The sequence below is a fragment of the Nocardioides bigeumensis genome, from assembly GCF_039531755.1.
Lineage (GTDB): Bacteria > Actinomycetota > Actinomycetes > Propionibacteriales > Nocardioidaceae > Nocardioides > Nocardioides bigeumensis.
In genome coordinates this window covers 563,365-581,296 of record NZ_BAAAQQ010000011.1, presented here as the reverse complement: position 1 = coordinate 581,296, position 17,932 = coordinate 563,365, and the positions used below count along the sequence as shown (strand labels likewise).

Sequence of the window (17,932 nt, the reverse complement as noted above, 5' to 3'; positions counted from 1 at the left end):
GACTAGCCTGCTCCCGTGCCCACGTCTGCCGCCGTCGAGGCGGCCAACCTCGCCGCGGTCTTCAAGGCCTACGACGTCCGCGGCACGGTGCCCGACCAGATCGACGAGGAGCTCGCGCTCCGGGTGGGCAGGGCCTTCGTCGAGGTGACGCAGGCTCCCGCCGTGGTGGTGGGTCACGACATGCGCCCGTCATCGCCAGGCCTCGCCGACGCGTTCGCGCGCGGGGCCGTCTCCGCCGGGGCCGACGTGACCATGATCGGGCTCGCGTCGACCGACCAGCTCTACTTCGCCTCGGGCTTCCTGGGCCTTGCGGGCGCGATGTTCACCGCCAGCCACAACCCGGCGGCGTACAACGGGATCAAGCTCTGCCGCTCCTACGCCCGCCCCGTCGGCATGGACACCGGGCTCGCCGAGATCCGCGACCGCGTCGAGGCCGGGGGAGAGGCAGCGGGGATCACGCCCGGATCGATCACCGAGAAGGACGTGCTCGAGGAGTACGCCGCCCACCTGCTCGGCCTCGCACCGGTCACGGGCCGCAGGCTCAAGGTCGTGGCTGACGCCGGCAACGCGATGGCCGGGCACACCGCGCCCGCCGTGCTGGGCCGGATCGCCGACGTCGTCGACCTGGTGCCGCTCTACTTCGAGCTCGACGGCACCTTCCCGAACCACGACGCCAACCCGCTCGACGAGAGCACGCTGGTCGACCTCCAGGCCGCCGTCGTGAGCGAGGGCGCCGACGTGGGGCTGGCGTTCGACGGCGACGCGGACCGCTGCTTCCTGGTCGACGAGACCGGTGCGGTCGTCTCTCCCTCCGCGGTCACCGCGTTGATCGCCACCCGCGAGCTCGCCAAGGAGCCCGGCGCCACGATCATCCACAACCTGATCACGAGCCGTTCGGTCCCGGAGATCGTGCGTGAGCACGGCGGCACGCCCGTGCGCACGAAGGTCGGCCACTCCGGCATCAAGGCCCGGATGGCCGAGACCGACGCGATCTTCGGCGGGGAGCACTCGGGCCACTTCTACTTCCGCGACTTCTGGCGGGCGGACTCCGGGATGCTCGCCGCTCTCCACGTCCTCGGGGCGCTGGCGGCCCAGTCGCGCCCGCTCTCGCAGCTGATGGCCGAGTTCGACCGCTACGTCGCCAGCGGCGAGATCAACAGCGTCGTCGCCGACGTGCCGGTCGTCCTCGACCGGATCCGAGGCAGGTACGCCGACCGCGACGGCGTCGAGCTCGACGAGCTCGACGGGCTCTCCGGCACCCACGACGGCTGGGGCTTCAACGTGCGTCCGTCGAACACCGAGCCGCTGCTGCGCCTCAACTGCGAGGGGCGCGACCGCGCGACGATGGAGCGCGTCCGCGACGACCTGCTCACCATCATCAGGAGCGACACCACCACCCCCAGGAGTGCACCGTGAACATCGACCCGGCCCTGCTCGAGATCCTCCGCTGCCCCGAGTGCCGCAGCGAGCTCGAGCTGGGTGACGACACGCTCACCTGTCGCGGCTGCGGCCTGGTCTACCCCGTGCGCGACGACATCCCTGTGCTGCTGGTCGACGAGGCCACGCGGCCCGACTGAGAACGGCAGACCCACGATGGCTTCCTGGTTCGACGAGTCCCGCCTGGACGACGAGCGGGTGCTCGACGGTGTCGACGCCGTGCTGAGGCGGCTCGCGGAGTCCGGCGCGCGCGTGCGCCGCGAGGCGAACGACGCCGCCGAGGCGACCGCGCAGGCGGTGGCCGCGGCCCGCGAGGGCGAACGTCCGCGCGCGGTGCTCGCCGGAGGCCCGGACTCGCGGCTCCTGCGTGCGGTGCTCGAGCCGTGGTGCCCGGTCCCGTTCGTCGCCTGGCCGGGCCCGGCGCTCCCGGGGTGGGTCGGCAGCATGGACCTCGTCGTCGTGCTCGCGCCGGTCGGTGACGACAGCGGCACGGCGTTCGCGGTGGCCGAGGCGGTCCGCCGTGGCTGCCAGGTCGTGGTGGCGGCGCCGCCTCGCTCGCTGGTGGCCGAGCACGCGACCGGCCGCTGGGCGACCGTGCTGCCGACGTCGACGGGCGACCAGCTGGCGACAGCGGTGGTGATGCTCGACTACCTCGACCGCGTCGACCTCGGACCTCGTACCGACCCCGAGGGGGTCGCCGCTGCCCTCGACAGCGTCGCGACGGACTGCTCACCGCACCGCGACCTCGCGGTGAACCAGGCGAAGATGACCGCCATCGCCCTGGCCGACGCCAACCCGGTCGTCTGGGGCGGGTCGGTGCTCGCCGCCCGGGCCGCCCGGCGCGTCGCCGAGTCGCTGCGCCGGGTCAGCGGTCGCACCGCGCTCGCCGGAGACGTCGAGCAGGTGCTGCCCGTCCTCGAAGCCACACCGCGCCGCGACGTCTTCGACGACCCCTTCTCCGACGACCCGCCCGAGCGGCGTCCCGTGCTGCTCGTCCTGGACGACGGGGCCGACGACCCGCTGAGCCGCGAGTCCCGTGGCCGGCTCCAGGCGGCTGCCGCCGAGCGCGGGATCCGCGTCGAGACGATGACCTGCGCCGGCGCCGACACCGAGATCGCCCGCTACTCGTCGCTGCTGCTCCAGGGCACGTACGCCGCGGAGTACCTGCGCCTCGGGCTCGTCAACGACTGACTCCGCCTACCCCCGGAGTCGCCGGCGCCGCATCGCCGAGTCGTAGGCGAGCGTCGCGACCGCGACTGATGCCGTCGCGACGGTGACGAGCGACACGAGCAGACCGACGACCCAGACCGCCAGCCCCTCGGTCCAGGTCTCCCCGAGGACCCAGGTCGTCACGAACGGCAGCAGGTAGACCATCGCCAGGTAGGCCGTCGCCAGCCATCGGACCACTGCCACCGCGGCGACGCGCTCGGCGGCGAGCAGTGCAGCCGGCGCGGCCAGGAAGACCAGGTCGACGGCGCCGACCAGGACGGCCACCGCGGCCAGGACGGAAGGGCTCTCGGAGAACCCCCAGCCCACCGCCGCCAGCCCCCCGAGCACGACCCCGCCCATCAGGATCATCCCGAACGCACGGGTGAACTCCCTGGGCTGCCGGCGCGAGCGGCTCGGGCTCATCGAGAGCACGATCGTCACCGCGAGGCCGCCGACCAGGAGCACGCCGACCACGAGCGCGGACTGATCGCCGAAGAGGACGAAGGAGTTCGCGAAGAGCGTCACCGCGAGCACGGCCACGAGGAACGTCCAGCTGAGGCCGCGCAGCTCCGCCATCGCGGGGGTCCGGCCGGCCGCGACGAGCGCGGCGGCGCAGGTCATCAGCACCAGCCCGGCCAGCGGCAGCGCTTCGCCGAGCGCTTCCAGCACCGGAGCCCCGTCCAGGGTCGCGGCGGCGACGAGCCCGAGTGGCAGCAGCCCGAGGCCGATCAGGAAGAGCGCCAGGGTGGTTCCGGTCCGCCGCCACTGCACGCCTGAACCCTTCCATGCCGAGGGGGCACGACACGCCCAGGGTTTGCGTGCGTCGCCTCGACTTGCGACGGTGGAGGAGTCCTGACCGCCACGGAAGGAGAGCTCGTGCTCACCCTCACCGAGAACGCCAGCACGATCGTCCGCGACATCACCGAGCAGACCGCAGCCGGTGACCCCTCGAACACCAGGGCCGGACTGCGCATCACCATGGAGGCCAGCCCCGAGCCGGCCTTCGCGATCAGCGCCGCGGAGGGCCCCCAGCCCGGCGACGCGACCGTCGAGCAGCACGGGGCGACGGTCTACCTCGACCAGCCCTCGGCGGAGCAGCTCGACGACAAGGAGCTCGACGCGGGGCTCGACCCCGCCGGCAACGTGCAGTTCGCCCTCAACCACCAGGGCTGAGCAACGCTGTCCTCGCGCCCCCGGCCCGTGCGGGTCGGGGGCGCTGCCGTCGGGCCAGGTGGCACTCCGCGCCGCCGGCCGGTCATGCCCGTCGTCTAGGCTCGCCCGGTGAGCGCCGGCCTGTTCGCCCTCCTGGACGACGTCGCCGCCCTGGCCAAGCTCGCCGCGGCCTCGGTGGACGACGTAGGAGCCGCGGCTGGACGCGCCAGCGCCAAGGCCGCCGGGGTCGTGGTCGACGACACCGCGGTGACCCCGCAGTACGTCGCCGGCGTGGCCGCCGAGCGCGAGCTGCCGATCATCAAGAAGATCGCGGTCGGCTCACTGCGCAACAAGCTGCTGTTCATCCTCCCCGCGGCGCTGCTGCTGAGCCAGTTCCTGCCGTGGCTGCTCACTCCGCTGCTGATGGTCGGCGGCACGTACCTCTGCTACGAAGGCGCCGAGAAGGTCTGGGAGCGCCTCGGTGGAGGGCACCACGCCGCGGACGCCGACCAAGACGCGGGCGCCGCCGGCGACCTCGGCCCGGAGCAGGAGAAGTCGATGGTCTCCGGTGCGATCCGCACCGACTTCATCCTGTCCACCGAGATCATGGTCATCGCCCTCAACGAGGTCGCCGACCAGGGCTTCGTGTCCCGGGCCGCGATCCTGGTCGTCGTCGCGATCGCGATCACCATCCTCGTCTACGGCGTGGTCGCGGCGATCGTGAAGATGGACGACATCGGGCTGCGCCTGAGCCAGCGCGAGTCGGCGGCCTCCCAGCGGATCGGGCTCGGCCTGGTGCGGGCGATGCCGCGCCTGCTCGCGGTGATCTCGGTCGTGGGGACCGCGGCGATGCTGTGGGTCGGTGGCCACATCCTCCTCGTGGGCGTCGACGACCTCGGCTGGCACGCGCTGTACGACTGGGTCCACCACATCGAGGAGGACATCGCCCATGCCGTCTCCGGCATCGGTGGCGCCCTGGCCTGGCTGTTCAACACGTTCTGCTCGGCGGTCATCGGGCTGGTCGTCGGCGCCGTCGTGGTCGCCGTCCTCCACGGCATCCCCTGGCGCGGCCGCAGGTCCGAGCCCGCCTCGCACTGAAGCTTCCTGGTCAGATGCGTTGGTCCGCGCGCCGCTCCGGGGATCAGGGTGCGTGGAGATGAACGACGAGACCCCCTGGAGCACGCACCGCAACCGGCTGGTCCGCCTCTGCGCCACGCTCGGCGGCGAGCCGACCGCGGCCGAGGACCTGGCTCAGGAGACGCTGCTCATCGCGTGGCGACTGCGCGACAGGCTGGTCGACCCGTCCGGCACGTCCGCGTGGCTGGACGCGATCGCGCGGAACGTCTGCCACCGCCACCGCACCCGTCGCGCCCGGAGACTCGTGCGGGAGCGACAGGCGGTCGTCGAGGCCGTCACCGAGACGGGGCCCGATCCGCTGGTCCAGCTCCTCGAGCGTGACGAGCTGGTGGAGCTGCTCGACCGCGCGTTGTCGTTGCTGCCGGCCGACACCAGGGAGGCCCTGGTGGCGAGGTACGTCGACGAGCTGACCCCCACCGAGATCGCCGCTCGCTGCGGCACCTCAGCCGACTCGGTCTCCATGCGCCTCGTGCGTGGCCGGACCAAGCTCCGCCACCTGCTGGAGGACGAGCTGCGCGACGAGCCGGCGGCCGCGGTGTGGACGGGTCGTCACGGCGCTGCCTGGCGACCCACCCGCCTGCGCTGCCAGGTCTGCGCGACGGCCGGGATCGAGCACCGACGCGACCGTCGCAGGGGGATGGTCGAGCTGCGCTGCCCACGGTGCAGTCCGGAGATCGCCTCCGCCTTCGCCCTCGACAACCCGACACAGGGCCCGCTGCTGGAAGGCGTGGTGCGGCCCGGCGCGGTGGTGGCCAGGATGGCGGCCTGGTCGGCGTCGTACTGGACGGGGGACGGCACCGGCACGGTGGCCTGCACGCGCTGCGGGAACGCTGTCGAGCGCGCGGCCTACGTGCGTGACGACATGGCCGGACACCGCTCCTCGCGGGGCTGGAAGGTCGACTGCGCACACTGCGCGGAGCAGCAGACGATCTCGCTGACCGGCGTCGCGCTGGCGCAGCAGGAGACCCGGGAGCTGCGCGCTCGAAGGCCGGACGCGGTCGCGGTGCCGGTCCGGCGCGAGGAGCGCGACGGCCGCGCGATCGAGGTCGTCGGCTTCCGCGACGACGCGTCCGCAGAGGGTGTCGACGTGCTCTTCTCCACGGGACCCGACGCGCGGCTGCTCGCCGTCGTCACAGGGTGAGGAGGCTCCTCAAGCAGCGCGACTTCCTCCTCGTCTGGACCGGGGGCCTCGTCTCGGTCGCGGGGGACTGGGTGCTCGCGGTCGTGCTGCCGTACGTCGTCTACGCCGTCACCGGCTCGACCGTGGCGACCGCAGGGATGATCGTCGCCGAGCTGGTGCCGGGGATGCTGCTCGGCTCCGTCGCCGGTGTCTTCGTCGATCGCTGGCACCTGGGCCGCGTGCTCGTGGTGGGCAACCTGGCGCAGGCGGCGGTGGTGGCGCTCCTCCTCCTGACCCCCGGCCTGGAGACGTTGGCGCTCGTCTACGTGGTGGCGGCCGGCCAGTCGGCGCTGGCCGCGTTCACCCAACCCGCGGAGTCCGCCCTGCTGCCGAGCCTCGTCGCCGCTGAGGACCTGGTGCCGGCCAACGCCCTCAACGTGCTGAACAACCGGATCGGCCGGCTCCTCGGCCTCCCGCTCGGCGCGGTGCTGTACGCCGCCTTCGGGCTGCCCGCCGTGGTGGTGGTCGATGCGGCGACGTTCGTGGTCGCCGCGGGACTGCTGGCGTGCGTGCGGGTGCCGCCTCGGACGATGCCGGAGGACGAACGCGTCGCGGGTGCCTGGCGGGCGTTCGCGCACGAGTGGGCCGACGGGATCGCGGTGGTTCGCCGCGACCGCACCATCGCCGTCCTGTTCGTGGTGTTCGGCTTGATGACTTTCGGGGGCACGATGTTCGACCCCCTCACGGCCGCGTGGGTGCGCGACATCCTGGACGGCGGCGCCGACGTCTACGCGCTGCTGACGACCGCTGGCGCGGTGTCGGGGACCATCGGCGCGCTGGTGGTCGGCGCGGTCGGTGCCCGGGTGCCACCGCGCGTGCTCACGGGCTGGGCGAGCGTGATCGCCGGAGGGCTGCTCCTCGTGCGCTTCAACGTGCCGGTGCTGGAGGTCGCCGTCGCCCTCAGCCTCGTGCAGGGACTCTTCGCCGTCGCGTCCGGCGTCGGCGTCGAGGCGCTCGCCCAGCAGCGCGTCCCGCCGGCGTACCGCGGCCGCGTCTTCGGGTCCCTCCAGGCGACGGTCTGGCTGCTCAGCCTGTTCGGAGCCCTCGTCGGAGGCGTGCTCGCCGAGGCCGCGGGGCTGCTCGTCGCGCTCGACCTCGCCGCGGTCCTCACGCTCCTCGCCGGGGTGGTCGTGCTGGTCGTCCTGAAGGCTCCGAACGAGCCCGCCGCAGGTGGCGTCGAGGATTCTTCACCCGGCGATGCCCAGGATTAACCTGCATCCCCGGGGGCTTCAGCGGGTCCCCGGATCACCGATCCACCGGACACACCTGAGGACTGGTCATGGACTACAAGGTCGCCGACATCAACCTGGCCGACTTCGGCCGCACCGAGATCCAGCTCGCCGAGCACGAGATGCCCGGCCTGATGGCGATGCGCGAGCGCTATGGCGACTCCAAGCCGCTCGCCGGCGCGAAGATCGCCGGCTCGCTGCACATGACGATCCAGACCGCCGTCCTGATCGAGACCCTCGTGGCGCTGGGCGCCGAGGTCCGCTGGGCGTCCTGCAACATCTTCTCCACCCAGGACCACGCCGCTGCCGCGGTCGCCGTCGGGCCCGAGGGCACCGTCGACGCACCCGCAGGCGTGCCCGTCTTCGCCTGGAAGGGCGAGACGCTGGAGGAGTACTGGTGGTGCACCCAGCAGATCCTGCGCTGGCCGGACGGCGCGTTCGCGAACATGATCCTGGACGACGGTGGCGACGCCACCCTCCTCGTGCACCTCGGCGTCGAGGCGGAGAAGACCGGGATCGCACCGGTCCCCGCCACCGCCACCAGCACCGAGCAGCGGATCATCTTCGAGGTCCTCCAGCAGTCCCTCACCGAGAGCGGCGACCGCTGGACCCAGATCGCGGGCGAGATCAAGGGCGTCACCGAGGAGACCACGACCGGTGTGCATCGTCTCTACGAGATGATGAAGGAAGGCTCGCTGCTCTTCCCGGCCATCAACGTCAACGACTCGGTGACCAAGTCCAAGTTCGACAACAAGTACGGCTGCCGCCACTCCTTGATCGACGGCATCAACCGCGCCACGGACGTCCTCATCGGCGGCAAGGTCGCGGTCGTCTGCGGCTACGGCGATGTCGGCAAGGGCTGCGCGGAGTCGCTGCGCGGCCAGGGCGCCCGCGTCGTCGTCACCGAGATCGACCCGATCTGCGCCCTGCAGGCCGCCATGGACGGCTACCAGGTCAGCACGCTCGAGTCGATCCTCCCTCAGGCCGACATCATCATCACCGCCACTGGCAACAAGAACGTCGTCACCGCCGACCAGATGAGCCGGATGAAGCACAACGCGATCATCGGCAACATCGGTCACTTCGACAACGAGATCGACATGGCTGGCCTCGAGGCGTGGGACGGCGTGACCCGCAAGAACGTCAAGCCGCAGGTGGACCTCTTCACCTTCCCGGCCGGCAACGCGGTGATCATCCTGTCCGAGGGCCGCCTGATGAACCTCGGCAACGCCACCGGTCACCCGAGCTTCGTGATGTCGAACTCCTTCACCAACCAGGTGCTGGCCCAGATCGAGCTCTACACCAAGCTCGAGGACTACCCCGTCGGCGTCTACGTGCTCCCCAAGCACCTGGACGAGGAAGTCGCCCGCCTGCACCTCGGTGCGCTGGGCGTCGAGCTCACCGAGCTGTCCGAGGAGCAGGCCGACTACCTCGGCGTCTCCGTGGCCGGGCCCTACAAGCCGGAGCAGTACCGCTACTGACACGACTGCGCCGCAATCGGCTCTGACTCGTGGTTGCGGAGGTTTGTTGTGCCCGATGACTCATACTTGCCGACATGACCGCTGAGCTGGCGTCCAAGGGGCGAGTCCTCGTCGTCGACGACGATGCGTCCCTGTCGGAGATGCTCACGATCGTGCTGCGGCAGGAGGGGTTCGAGTCGCGGGTCTGCGCCCGCGGGGACGAAGCCATCGAGGCGTTCCGTGAGTTCCGCCCCGACCTCGTGCTGCTCGACCTGATGCTGCCCGGCAAGGACGGCATCGACGTCTGCAAGGAGATCCGCGACGAGTCCGGGGTCCCGATCGTGATGCTGACCGCCAAGAGCGACACCGTCGACGTGGTGGTCGGCCTGGAGTCGGGGGCCGACGACTACGTCGTGAAGCCGTTCAAGCCCAAGGAGCTGGTGGCGCGCATCCGCGCCCGCGTACGCCGCCTGGACGCCCCGACGCACGAGGCGCTCACCATCGGCGACCTCAGCATCGACGTGGCCGGCCACTCGGTGACCCGGGACGGACAGCCGGTCAACCTCACTCCGCTGGAGTTCGACCTCCTGCTGTGCCTGGCCCGCAAGCCCTGGCAGGTCTTCACCCGTGAGGTCCTGCTCGAGCAGGTGTGGGGCTACCGCCACTCGGCCGACACCCGGCTGGTCAACGTGCACGTGCAGCGGCTGCGGTCGAAGGTCGAGCACGACCCGGAGAACCCGCAGATCATCGTCACCGTGAGAGGCGTCGGCTACAAGGCCGGCACTTCGTAGGGAGTTCGGCTTGGCCGAGATCGGCGCCCTGCGCCGGGGCCTCACCTTCTGGCGACGCTCGATCCAGGCGCGCGTCGTCGTCAGCACCGTGCTGCTCTCCGCGGTGGTCATCGCGGCCGTCGGATGGTTCCTGCTGCGCCAGGTGCAAGAGGGCCTCGTCGACCACCGGCGCGACGCCGTCCTGGCTGAGGCCGCCAACGAGACGGCCTCTGCCAACGACCAGCTCGACGACTTCATCGGCGTGGACACCGACACCAGCAGGCAGCTCGAGGACCTCTTCGCCCCCCTCCGGGACGCCGGCACCGCGCGCGGCTTCCAGGTCGTGCTGGCCGGACCCATCGATGCCGGCGGACCGCTCGCCACCCAGGGCCCCCGCTTCTCCCCGGACGACCTCGCCCTGAGCAGCGTTCCCGACGCGCTGGTCGTCAAGATGTCGACGGCCAGCAAGCCGCAGTGGACCTACACGCGGATCACGACGACCGACGAGCACGGCGAGCGGGTGCAGGGTCCGGGGATCGCCGTGGCCTCGCAGATCGTGCTCCCGGCCGACGGCAAGACCTACACGCTCTACTACCTGTTCTCGCTCGAGGAGGCCGCGGAGACCCAGGCCCTGGTGACGCGTGCGCTGCTGACCGCGGGTGGCCTGCTCCTCGTGCTCGTCGCGATCCTGACCTGGCTGGTGACCCGGCAGGTCGTGACGCCGGTGCGGCTGGCCCGGCGGGTCGCCGAGCGGCTGGCGGCCGGTGAGCTGCAGGAGCGCCTGCGGGTGACCGGTGAGGACGACCTGGCCCGCCTGGCGACGTCCTTCAACCAGATGGCCTCCAGCCTGCAGAAGCAGATCCGCCAGCTCGAAGAGCTCAGCCGGGTCCAACGCAGGTTCGTCTCCGACGTCTCGCACGAGCTGCGCACCCCGCTGACGACGGTCCGGATGGCCGGCGACGTCCTGCACGACGCGAGGGTCGACTTCGACCCGGCCACCGCGCGCGCGGCGGAGCTGTTGCAGGGCGAGCTCGACCGGTTCGAGTCGCTGCTCGCCGACCTGCTGGAGATCAGCAGGTTCGACGCGGGTGCGGCGCAGCTCGACGTCGAGGACGTCAACCTCGTCGACGTGGCCCATCGGGTCGTGGACATGACCCGCGCCCTGGCCGACCAGCGCGGCGTTGCTGTCCTGGTGCAGTCGCCCGACCACGCGTGCCTGGCCGAGGCCGACGTACGCCGCGTCGAGCGCATCGTGCGCAACCTGGTCACCAACGCCATCGACCACGCCGAGAGCCGCGACGTGCTCGTCCGGGTCGAGGGCGACGACCAAGCGGCCGCGATCGCCGTCCGCGACCACGGGGTCGGGTTGGCGGCGGGCGAGTCGGCGATGGTGTTCAACAGGTTCTGGCGCGCGGACCCGGCGCGCGCACGGACCAGCGGCGGTACCGGCCTGGGGCTCTCGATCTCGCTCGAGGACACCCACCTGCACGGCGGCTGGCTGCAGGCATGGGGCCGACCGGGCGAGGGAGCGCAGTTCCGGCTCACCCTGCCGCGCCGCGCCGGGCAGGTGCTGCGGCAGAGCCCGATCCCGCTGGTGCCCGAAGACTCGCAGGAGCTGGTGTGACCAGGCGACCGCCCGTCCTCGTGGGCGCCCTGCTCGCGGGCAGCGTCGTGCTGACCGGCTGCCTGTCGCTGCCGGAGAGCGGGCCGGTCGTCGAGGTGGGCGGCGACGCGTTCAACGACGAGCCGGCGTCCTTGAGCTATCTGCCCGCGCCCCCGGCGCGGGGAGCCACGCCGTCCTCGATCGTCGACGGCTTCCTGGACGCGATGACGGCCATCCCCAGCCAGATGACCAGCGCCCGCGCCTACCTCACCGAGGAAGCCCAGGCGTCGTGGGAGCCGAGCCGCGAGACGTGGGTCTACACCGACGACGACGAGCCTGTGCTCCGCACGCGGCGTCTGGCGCAGGTCACGCTGAACGGCAACTACCGGCTCGACGAGCGCGGGGTCTTCACGGGCGTCAAGGAGCGGCACCTCCTCGAGTTCCAGCTCGCCCAGGAGGACGGCGAGTGGCGCATCGCCGACGCCCCGGACGCCCTCATCGTGGGACGCCAGTGGGCGGCCGACAACCTGCGGACCGTGCAGCTGTACTACCTCGACCCGACCGGCGAGATCCTCATCCCCGAACCGGTCACGGTGGCCAGCGGCGCACAGTTCGTCAACGCCCTGATGACCAGCCTCGTCTCGGGACCCGGTCCCGCGCTGGGACAGGTGGCGCGCAACTACCTGCGCGTCGATCAGGGGGCCGACGTGATCGTCGACCCGGACGGCATCGCCGACGTCAGTCTCGACGGCGGGCCTGAGCTGACCGCGCGGGAGGCCGAGCTGGCCTCGATCCAGCTGGCCTGGACACTGCGGCAGGAGGAGTCCGTCCGGGGCATCCGGCTGACCGCCGACGGAGAGGCGCTGACCGGTCTGTCGCGCGACATCCAGCTCGGTGAGGGCGCGGAGTACGACCCGGCGGCCTTCTCCGCCACCACGGACGTGTTCGCGCTCCGCGACGGCCTGCTCGTCGGTGGCGACCTCGACGACCTCACTCCGGTCCAAGGTCCGTTCGGCACGCGCGCGTACGGGCTGAGCGACATCGGCCTCAGCCTCGACTCGACGAGGGTCGCCGGCGTGGACGACAGCCGTAGGTCGGTGCTGGTCACCGAGACCCACGAGACCGGCGCGCCGGTCGGTCCAGTCCTCAGCGACGCGACCCGCCTGCTCAAGCCCGCCTGGGACTTCGCGGACCGGCTGTGGTTGGTCGACCGCACCTCCTCGGGAGCGCGCATCACCGTGGTGGTGGGGGACCGGCGGCGCACCATGGTCGTGCGCGGTGTCACCGGCGAGCAGGTCACTCACTTCCTCGTCTCCCGTGACGGCTCCCGCTTCGTCGCGGTCGTCTCGGACCGCGCGAACGGTGGTGGCGACCGGCTGATGGCGGCCCGGATCCGCTACGACGAGCGCGGCGCGCTGCTCTCGGCCACCCGTGCGCAGGAGCTGCCCTGGCCGATCCCGCAGGAGACCCCGCGCTTCCTCGACCTGGTCTGGCAGTCGCCGACGACGTTCTCGGTCATCTACCCGGCGCAGGGCAACGTGGTCCAGGTGCGCACCCTCTCGGTCGACGGGGCCCCGAACGTGGTGACGATCCCGTCGGCGACGCTGACCGGCGACTACCGGTGGCTGGTCGGCTCGCCCGAGCCCGGCACGCCCCTCCTGGCCGCCACGCCGGGCAGCTTCACCGATGTGTCCCGGACCGACCGCAGCGAGAGCGAGACCGACATCAAGCTCTCGACGCTCACCTACACGGGCTGACCGGCACTCTCGACAGGGTTCTCGTCCACAGGCGCAGCGGCTGGCGGTTGCCCTCCGGGCGGTGGCCGGGCAGCGTCGAGCCGCGATGACCCGCCTCCCGCTCAGAGACGCCGCTGCCGACCTGCTGCTCGGCTCTGCGTGCGTCGGCTGTGCCCGCCCGGGGCGGGTGCTGTGCCGTGACTGCCGCGGCGGCCTCGACCCGCAGCCGGCGCCGCGCTGGCCGGACCCGGTGCCCGCCGGCCTGGCGGTGCCGTGGGCGGCAGCCGAGTACGCCGGGCTCGCGCGGGCGCTCGTCCTCGGCCACAAGGAGCGAGGTCTGCGCCCGCTGCGGGAGCCGCTGGCCCTGCTGCTGGCCGCGAGCGTGCAGGCGGCGGTGGCCGACCTCGCCGGGCCAGTGGTCCTGGTCCCGGTCCCGTCGCGCCCGGCGGCGATCCGGGACCGCGGTCAGGACGCCACAGCCGTGCTCGTGCGGGCCGCGGCGCGGGTGCTCCGGAGGCGCGGCGTCCCCGCGACGGCCGTCCCGCTGCTCGCCGTACGCGGCACGGTCGCCGACCAGTCGGGGCTGGACGCCGACGGCCGGTTCGCCAACCTCGACGGCTCGATGGGCGTGCGCGCGCCGCGGCTGCGTCGGCTCGCGGCGGCCTGCTCCGCCGCACACGCCGTGGTCTGCGACGACGTGCTCACCACCGGCGCCACCGCGCGTGAGGCCCAGCGGGCCCTGGAGGCCGTCGGTGTGGAGGTCGCCGCAGCCGCCACCGCGGCCGCCACGCGGCGTCGGGGTCCACCGCTACCCCGGGGTCGGCTTTCGTGCTCAGGGTGGACCGACTAGCGTCTATGCATGGAGTCCGCCCGGGTCCGTGGTTGCGTCGACCGGGGCAGCGCGGAGCAATCCGCGCGATCTCGTCGGCAAGCCGATGCCAGTCGCAGGCGAAACGGTCCACGTAACCCTGGCCCCTGCACCAATCGGGATCAGGGGATCACGGTGCGGCTTAGATGTAAGTCCTGCCCCGGCCCGTCGCCAGATGCGGCGGTCGTCGGGAGAAGGTCAGTAGTGGCACGCGAGCTGCGAGCGCCTCAGCAGGCGACTGTGGGGACGAAGACCAGGTCGGCCGGGCGGGCTTCATCTTGCTGAACGACTGAAGAACCAGAAGAGCCCAGAGCACGTCACCGAAGCTCGAGGAGGATCAGATGGATGTAGTGGTCACCGGACGGCACTGCGAGATCTCGGACAGGTTCCGCGGTCACGTGACAGACAAGCTCAGTCGCCTGGAGAAGCACGACCATCGCATCATCCGCGTCCAGGTCGAGGTCGAGAACGAGCGCAACCCCCGCCAGGCCGACCGCGCCGTGCGTGTCGAGCTCACTGCCTTCTCGAAGGGCCCGGTGATCCGCGCCGAGGCCGCCGCCGACGACAAGATGGGCGCCCTCGACCTGGCCGTGGACAAGATGGCCGCCCAGATGCGGCGAGCCGCCGACCGGCGCGTGACCCACCGCGCCCGTGGCACCAAGGCCGAGACGGCCGCCGAGCTGGCCGCCCTGGCCGAGCAGACCGACGAGCTCGGGCTCGCCCTGCAGGATCAGGACGGGACGGCCGAGGACGGCGGGGTCGAGGAGCGCCAGGTCGGCCCGATCACGATCACGGGCGACGGCCCACTGGTGGTGCGCGAGAAGACGCACGCCGCATCCCCGATGACGCTCGACCAGGCGCTCTACGAGATGGAGCTCGTCGGGCACGACTTCTACCTGTTCGTGGACAAGGAGAGCGAGCGTCCGGCGGTCGTCTACCGGCGCCGGGGCTACGACTACGGCGTCATCTCCCTCGCCCTGGACGATTGATCCTCGAGGTCGGCTCTGGGGTTCACCTAGTCCGGCCGGGTCACCCAAAGACCACCCGATCGGGTCAGGTGTCTGCGATGATGCGCTCGTGACGGACGCCTCGAGCACAGCGACGCCCGAACGTGAGCCCATTCGCGTGCTCGTGGTCGATGACCAGGAGCTGTTCCGGCGCGGCATCACGATGCTGCTCGCCGCGGAGCCCGGCATCGAGGTCGTCGGCGAGGCCGGCGACGGCATCGAGGGCGTCGAGCTCGCCGAGTCCGCCGCGCCCGACGTCGTGCTCCTGGACGTGCGGATGCCGCGGCGTTCGGGCATCGAGGCCTGCGTCGAGATCAAGCAGGCCGTGCCGTCCGCGAAGATCCTGATGCTGACGATGAGCGACGAGGAGGCCGACCTCTACGAGGCGGTCAAGAACGGCGCCTCGGGATACCTGCTCAAGGACTCCTCCATCGACGAGGTCGCCCAGGCGGTGCGCGTCGTGGCCGACGGCCAGTCGCTCATCTCGCCGTCGATGGCGGCCAAGCTCATCGACGAGTTCAAGCAGCTGGCCAAGCCCGAGCGCGAGCAGGTGCCGGGGTTGCGGCTCACCGACCGCGAGCTGCAGGTGCTGCGGTTCGTCGCCAAGGGCATGAACAACCGTGAGATCTCCAAGCAGCTCTACATCAGCGAGAACACCGTCAAGAACCACGTGCGCAACATCTTGGAGAAGCTGCAGCTGCACTCGCGCATGGAGGCGGTCATGTACGCCGTGCGCGAGAAGCTCTTCGAGCTGCCCTGATCGATCCCGGGGCGGCCCTCCCGAGTTCGGCTGTCGGCGACGTCTGGTGTGATCTGACTCGTGCTCGAGCTCTCGCAGGCCCAGGCCCGGCGCATCGCGCTGGCAGCTCAAGGATTCCTCGATCCCGCCCACGAGACGCCCACGCTGCGCACCTTCCAGCGCACGCTCGAGCGCACAGGCGTGCTCCAGGTCGACTCGGTCAACGTGCTCCAGCGCGCGCACTACATGCCGCTCTACTCGCGGATGGGGCCCTACGACACCGGCCTGCTCGAGCGCGCCGCGAGCGGCCGCGAGAAGCGCCGGATGGTGGAGTACTGGGCGCACGTCCAGGCGTTCATGCCCGTCGAGCTGTGGCCCGCGATGCGGCACCGGATGGCGTCCTACGAGTCCAAGCGTGGCAAGTGGGGCATCATGCAGAGCAACCCCGAGCTCGAGCCGGAACTGCTCGCGCTCATCCGCGACCAGGGCGCGGCGACCGCCCGTGAGCTCGATGACGGCAAGCCTCGCGACAAGGTGCACTGGGGGTGGAACTGGTCGGAGGCCCGCCAGGTCCTCGACTACCTCTTCCTCGTCGGCGAGCTCGCCATCGCCGGCCGCAACAGCCAGTTCGAGGTCGTCTACGACCTGCCCGAGCGAGTGCTCCCTGCCGCGGTCCTGGCCGCGCCGACCCCGGCTGTCGAGGACGCCCATCGCGAGCTGGTCTTCCGGGCTGCCCGGTCCCACGGCGTCGCCACCGTGCGCTGCCTGGCCGACTACTACCGCATGGGCATGGCCGAGACCGCGGCCGCCGTCGCCGACCTCGTCGAGGCCGGTGACCTCGAGCCGGTGCGCATCGAGGGTTGGAAGCGCCCGGCGTACCTCTATGCCGACGCACGCCGCCCGCGCCGGGTGCAGGCCCGAGCGCTGCTGAGCCCCTTCGACCCGGTCGTGTGGCTGCGCGAGCGCGCCGAGCGGTTGTTCGACTTCCACTACCGGATCGAGATCTACACCCCCGCCGCCAAGCGGGTGTTCGGCTACTACGTGCTGCCCTTCCTGCTCGGCGACCAGGTCGTCGGACGCGTCGACCTCAAGGCCGACCGCGCGACCGGCCGGCTGCTGGTGAAGGCGGCGTACGCCGAGGAGCACGCACCCCCCGAGACCGCCGACGAGCTCTCGCTCGAGCTGCGCCGGCTCGCCGACTGGCTCGGACTCGACGACATCGTGGTCGAGCCGCGCGGTGACCTGGCGCCTGCTTTGCGGGTGTGACGCTTCTCGACCCGTGACAGGTCCTGGGTGCTGGCTCTGGCCGTGTGTCGAGCAGCGAGCCAGCGAGCGGGCAGTGCCCCGGCGGTCGAGCAGCGAGGGGCGCTCGGTTCGGAGGTCGAGCAGCGAGGGGCGCTCGGTTCGGTGGTCGAGCAGCGAGGGGCGCTCGGTTCGGTGGTCGAGCAGCGAGGGGCGCTCGGTTCGGTGGTCGAGCAGCGAGCGAAGCGAGCGGATAGTCGAGACCACCGCGAAGGCAGGCGGGTTCGTTTCGGTGGTGGAGGAGGTCGCGCAGCGAGCTTGCGAGCGGGAGTGTCCCGGTGGTCGAGCAGCGAGCGAAGCGAGCGGATAGTCGAGACCACCATGACGGTGGCGGTCGTGACGGGCCGTGGGTGGTGGCGCGCGGATAGGCAGCAAGAGGGAGTGGTGGGCACTGTATTGCGGTCTCCGCCCGGCCCCGGTGGTCGAGCAGCGAGCGAAGCGAGCGGATAGTCGAGACCACCACGAAGGCGGGTTCGGTTTGGTGGTGGAGGAGGTCGCGCAGCGACCGTCACGAAACATCAGGGGGCGCTCGGGCTGGTGGTCGAGCAGCGAGCGGATCGTCGAGACCACCATCACGGTGGCGTTCGTGACGGGTCCTGGGTGGTGGCGCGCCGATAAGCGACAAGAGGGAGCGGTGGGCTTCGAGTTGCGGTCACCGCCCGGCCTGCGGGTTCGTTTCGGTGGTGGGGGAGGTCGCGCAGCGACCGTCACGAAACCCTGGGCCGAAGGGAGCGGTCGGGCTGGTGGTCGAGCAGCGAGCGAAGCGAGCGGATCGTCGAGACCACCACGAATCCATGCTCGGGTGTGGTGGTGGAAGAGATCGCACAGGGACCGTCACGAAACCCCCCGAACCCCCGAACCCGCGGTGGGTGGCCTGGGGAAAACGACTGGTGTTCGAACAGGTGTTCGAGTAGGATCGTGACCACGATGACCCACCCCGCCGACACCCACCCCACACCCGCAGACCTGCTCGAGGAGGTACGCCGGGTCGACGCGGTGCGCGTGAAGGCCGAGGCCGACCTGCTGGCGTTGGCGTGTGCGTGGGCCGACGCGCACCCCGACCTGGACCAGCGCCCGGTGGTGGCGGGGTTGGGGCCGGACTG

17 protein-coding genes are annotated in these 17,932 nt (G+C 71.5%); 16 read left to right on the top strand and 1 reads right to left on the bottom strand.

From position 1 onward, the window contains the following. Window positions 1–15 precede the first annotated feature (15 nt). From ABD295_RS11830 to ABD295_RS11820, 3 genes are read left to right on the top strand one after another with little or no spacing between them, the layout of a single operon-like run. Window positions 16–1,416: a phosphomannomutase/phosphoglucomutase gene (locus tag ABD295_RS11830; protein WP_344303922.1), complete on the top strand. Its 1,401-nt coding sequence runs from the start codon at window positions 16–18 to the stop codon at window positions 1,414–1,416. Further along, window positions 1,413–1,577, top strand: coding sequence for a Trm112 family protein (locus tag ABD295_RS11825; RefSeq protein WP_425574048.1), 165 nt, complete (start codon window positions 1,413–1,415; stop codon window positions 1,575–1,577). Before ABD295_RS11830 ends, ABD295_RS11825 begins: the two co-directional genes overlap by 4 nt. 16 nt (window positions 1,578–1,593) lie before the next feature. Then, window positions 1,594–2,628: an SIS domain-containing protein gene (locus ABD295_RS11820; RefSeq protein ID WP_344303921.1), complete on the top strand. Its 1,035-nt coding sequence runs from the start codon at window positions 1,594–1,596 to the stop codon at window positions 2,626–2,628. A gap of 6 nt (window positions 2,629–2,634) precedes the next feature. Here ABD295_RS11820 and ABD295_RS11815 read toward each other — a convergent pair whose 3' ends face one another. Then, window positions 2,635–3,417 (bottom strand): hypothetical protein, encoded by a 783-nt coding sequence (locus tag ABD295_RS11815; protein ID WP_344303920.1) that lies wholly within the window; start codon window positions 3,415–3,417, stop codon window positions 2,635–2,637. Between the two features lie 105 nt (window positions 3,418–3,522). Between ABD295_RS11815 and ABD295_RS11810 the strand changes: the two genes are divergently transcribed. The 13 genes from ABD295_RS11810 to ABD295_RS11750 all read left to right on the top strand — a co-directional run. Then, window positions 3,523–3,819, top strand: a complete 297-nt coding sequence (locus ABD295_RS11810; protein WP_344303919.1) for a Fe-S cluster assembly protein HesB — start codon at window positions 3,523–3,525, stop codon at window positions 3,817–3,819. A 108-nt stretch (window positions 3,820–3,927) separates the two neighbouring features. Then, window positions 3,928–4,896 (top strand): DUF808 domain-containing protein, encoded by a 969-nt coding sequence (locus ABD295_RS11805; protein ID WP_344303918.1) that lies wholly within the window; start codon window positions 3,928–3,930, stop codon window positions 4,894–4,896. 58 nt (window positions 4,897–4,954) lie between these two features. Continuing rightward, window positions 4,955–6,076 (top strand): RNA polymerase sigma factor, encoded by a 1,122-nt coding sequence (locus tag ABD295_RS11800; RefSeq protein WP_344303917.1) that lies wholly within the window; start codon window positions 4,955–4,957, stop codon window positions 6,074–6,076. Continuing rightward, window positions 6,073–7,326: an MFS transporter gene (locus tag ABD295_RS11795; protein ID WP_344303916.1), complete on the top strand. Its 1,254-nt coding sequence runs from the start codon at window positions 6,073–6,075 to the stop codon at window positions 7,324–7,326. Before ABD295_RS11800 ends, ABD295_RS11795 begins: the two co-directional genes overlap by 4 nt. A 68-nt stretch (window positions 7,327–7,394) precedes the next feature. Next, the gene (gene ahcY, locus ABD295_RS11790; protein WP_344303915.1) at window positions 7,395–8,825 is read left to right on the top strand and encodes an adenosylhomocysteinase; all 1,431 of its coding nucleotides are present in this window, start codon (window positions 7,395–7,397) and stop codon (window positions 8,823–8,825) included. A 74-nt stretch (window positions 8,826–8,899) separates the two neighbouring features. Further along, window positions 8,900–9,595: an MtrAB system response regulator MtrA gene (mtrA, locus tag ABD295_RS11785; protein WP_344303914.1), complete on the top strand. Its 696-nt coding sequence runs from the start codon at window positions 8,900–8,902 to the stop codon at window positions 9,593–9,595. 10 nt (window positions 9,596–9,605) lie between these two features. After that, window positions 9,606–11,198, top strand: coding sequence for an MtrAB system histidine kinase MtrB (mtrB, locus tag ABD295_RS11780; RefSeq protein ID WP_344303913.1), 1,593 nt, complete (start codon window positions 9,606–9,608; stop codon window positions 11,196–11,198). Then, on the top strand, window positions 11,195–12,934 hold the full coding sequence (locus ABD295_RS11775) for an LpqB family beta-propeller domain-containing protein (RefSeq protein ID WP_344303912.1): 1,740 nt from the start codon (window positions 11,195–11,197) through the stop codon (window positions 12,932–12,934). Before mtrB ends, ABD295_RS11775 begins: the two co-directional genes overlap by 4 nt. Before the next feature lie 85 nt (window positions 12,935–13,019). Further along, complete coding sequence (locus ABD295_RS11770; protein ID WP_344303911.1) at window positions 13,020–13,763, top strand: ComF family protein; 744 nt, start codon at window positions 13,020–13,022, stop codon at window positions 13,761–13,763. Between the two features lie 359 nt (window positions 13,764–14,122). Further along, window positions 14,123–14,770 carry a ribosome hibernation-promoting factor, HPF/YfiA family gene (gene hpf, locus ABD295_RS11765; protein WP_344303910.1) on the top strand — a complete coding sequence of 216 codons (648 nt, stop codon included), beginning with the start codon at window positions 14,123–14,125 and terminating at the stop codon, window positions 14,768–14,770. 88 nt (window positions 14,771–14,858) lie between these two features. Further along, on the top strand, window positions 14,859–15,548 hold the full coding sequence (locus tag ABD295_RS11760) for a response regulator (protein ID WP_344303909.1): 690 nt from the start codon (window positions 14,859–14,861) through the stop codon (window positions 15,546–15,548). 60 nt (window positions 15,549–15,608) lie between these two features. Next, entirely contained in the window at window positions 15,609–16,793 is a 1,185-nt protein-coding gene (locus tag ABD295_RS11755; protein ID WP_344303908.1) for a winged helix-turn-helix domain-containing protein, read from the top strand. Between the two features lie 954 nt (window positions 16,794–17,747). Next, on the top strand, window positions 17,748–17,932 hold a 185-nt coding region (locus ABD295_RS11750), incomplete at its 3' end, for a hypothetical protein (RefSeq protein WP_344303907.1).